Below are 2,763 nucleotides of genomic sequence, written 5' to 3'. Positions count from 1 at the left end.
CCAGCGGACCTGGAACGTGTGCAGTCGCTCTGAGCCTGAAAAGTGCGCCCATACCGACCGCAGGCGTTCCCGGAAGGGGCGGGCCGGCGTCGTGGCCTGCCGGACGAGATGCACGACGCCGCCGCGGTGGGCGGCGATCCTGCTCACCGCGGCGGATCCACCACGAGTCGCACCCGCGGGCTCCGTTGCTCGGCGGCGGCCTCCTGGGTCTCGGCGATCCGGCGCCAGATGCGGTCCGCCGACGGGTCGACCATCAGGTGCCCCATCTGCCGGATGACGGTGCCGAACACGGACGTCGGCATGCTGCGCCGCGGGGCGAAGCCGGACCGGCGCAGGCGCTCGGTCTGTTCCGTGGTCAGGTCCACGAGGCGCTCCAGCAGGGACTCGGTCCCCCCGCCGGCCTCCAGCAGCGAGCGGCGCACGTAGGCCCCCACCACCGGGTGGTCGGCCAGCAGGTCCGCGAACGCCGCGTCGCGGGCCGCGGACACCTCCTGTGGGGTGCCCACGAGCGGGACCTCGTCGAGGGTCGCGGCGATCAGGCGCAGCACGTCGTCGTCGACGGCGCGGGTCAGCCCCGCCTTGCTGCCGAAGTGGTGCCGCACCAGCCCGGGGGCGACGCCGGCCCGTTGCGCTATCTCGCGGACGCTGGCCATCTCGACCCCCCGCTCGGCATACAGCTCGAGGGCCGCCAGGCGCAGGCGCGCGGGGGAGGAGAGATCGTCCTGATCGAAGGGCAGGGGGGTGTTCATCGGGTCCTCGGGGCTGGGTCGGCGGATGGGATGGCCCGTGGTCGGGAGATGAGGATGCGGGGGCTCGCTGAACCCTACGGCAGGGATCGAAACGCCCCCCGCACCCTTCTTGCACGCTAGTGCAACATCGTGCTTGAGTGTGCAACATCAGCTCAGTGAGGCATGTCACAGACGACTGCCGCCCGCCTCCGCGACCACCACACCTCCCAGGGGGACCCATGCAGACCACCGACACCGTCCTCGGCACCCCGTCCACCATGGGCGACGACGAGCAGCTCACCACCACTCGCCTCCTGCGGGACGCCGCCCGGACCTTCGGGGATCAGCAGATCATCCACACCCGCGGCGGCGGCTCCCCGTGGCAGACCACCACCTACGCGGCCGTGTGGGAGCGGGTGCGCCGCATGGCCGCGGCCCTGCGCGCCGAGGGCGTCGGGCCGGGGGACCGGGTCGGCCTGCTGCTGTGGAACGACGTCCGCCACCTCGAGTCCTACTTCTCCGTCCCGCTGCTGGGCGCGACCATGGTGCAGCTCAACCTGCGCCTGGCGCCCACGGACCTGGCCTACGTGATCACCCACGCGCAGGTGGGGACGATCGTCGTGGACGAGACCCTCCTGGAGCTCGCCGCCGCGCTCGAACCGCACCTGCCCGGGGGCATCCGCTGGATCGTGGCCGGCGACGGCGAGCTCCCCGCCGACTGGGCCGGTCGCGACGACGTCCTGTCCTATGAGGCCCTCCTCGACGGGCACGAGCCGCTCGAGACAGCGGACCTGCCGAACGTGAGTGAGCGCTCCGCCTCCGGCGCCTGCTACACCACGGGCACCACCGGCCGCCCCAAGGGCGTCTTCTACTCGCACCGGGCCACCTGGCTGCACGCGCACGCCGTGGTGTCCACCCTGGGCATGACCATGGCGGACACCGCCCTGCTGCTGACCCCCATGTTCCACGCGCAGTGCTGGGGCCTGCCGTTCGCCGCCGTCGCCGTGGGCGCGCGCCTGGTGCTGCCGGGCCGGTTCAACCTCACGGACACCCCGTGGCTGACCTCCACCCTCGTGGACCACGGCGTCACCGTGGCCCCGGCCGCCCCCGCGATCCTCATGCCGATGCTCCACCACCTCCGCACCCTCGAGACGCCCCCACGCATGGACGGCGTGCGCCTGCTGTGCGGCGCGACCGAGCCCCCCGTGGCCATGATGCGCGGCTTCGACGAGCTCACCGGCGCGGAGGTCATCCACGCCTACGGCGCCACGGAGACCTCGCCCATCGTCTCCCTCAACCGCATGAAGCCGAGCCTCATGGACACCCTCTCCGAGGATGAGCGGTGGAACCTCAAGCGGTTCCAGGGCCTCGTCGTCGTCGGGGTGGACGTGAAGATCACCGACCCCCTGGGCGAGCTGCTGCCGCCCGGCGAGGAGAACGTGGGCGAGATCCGCCTGCGCGGGCCCTGGGTGACCACCTCCTACGCGGACAACGCCGAGGCCACCGAGGCCGGCTTCGACGACGAGGGCTACTGGCGATCCGGGGACCTGGGCTACCTCTCCCCGGAGGGCTACCTCAAGGTCACCGACCGCCTGAAGGACGTGGTCAAGTCCGGTGGCGAGTGGATCTCCTCGATCGACCTGGAGAACCACATCATGACCGTCCCCGGGGTCCGCGACGCCGCCGTGATCGGCGTCCCCCACCCCCAGTGGGAGGAGCGTCCTCTGGCCCTCGTGGTGCGGGACGAGGACTCCGGTGTCGACCAGGACGCCGTCCTCGCCGCACTCGCCGAGCGCTTCGCCACCTGGCAGCTGCCCGACGAGGTCCGCTTCGTGACGGAGATCGACCGGACCGGCGTCGGGAAGGTCAACAAGCGCAAGCTGCGCGCCGACTACGCCGACGCCCTCACCTCCGGCCGCTGACCGGCCCGCCACCTCCCCAGACCCACCCCGACCCCAGGAGACCCTGGCCAAGCTCAAGCCCTCCTTCGAGGCGCTGGGCCGGGAGGCGGGCTTCGACGCCGTGGCGCTGGAGA

At 72.2% G+C, this 2,763-nt stretch carries 2 protein-coding genes; one reads left to right on the top strand and one right to left on the bottom strand.

Translation table 11 applies throughout. The features are described 5' to 3' along the window. Positions 1-143: 143 nt before the first annotated feature. Positions 144-749 (bottom strand): TetR/AcrR family transcriptional regulator, encoded by a 606-nt coding sequence (locus tag QL983_RS10950; RefSeq protein WP_036313866.1) that lies wholly within the window; start codon positions 747-749, stop codon positions 144-146. Between the two features lie 218 nt (positions 750-967). Here QL983_RS10950 and QL983_RS10945 point away from each other — a divergent pair, with 218 nt between their 5' ends. Continuing rightward, the gene (locus QL983_RS10945) at positions 968-2,650 is read left to right on the top strand and encodes a long-chain-fatty-acid--CoA ligase (protein WP_036313870.1); all 1,683 of its coding nucleotides are present in this window, start codon (positions 968-970) and stop codon (positions 2,648-2,650) included. Positions 2,651-2,763 lie beyond the last annotated feature (113 nt).

Origin of the sequence: Micrococcus sp. APC 4021 (assembly GCF_030407635.1) — a bacterium.
Lineage (GTDB): Bacteria > Actinomycetota > Actinomycetes > Actinomycetales > Micrococcaceae > Micrococcus > Micrococcus luteus.
This window is presented reverse-complemented; position numbering and strand designations above follow the sequence as displayed.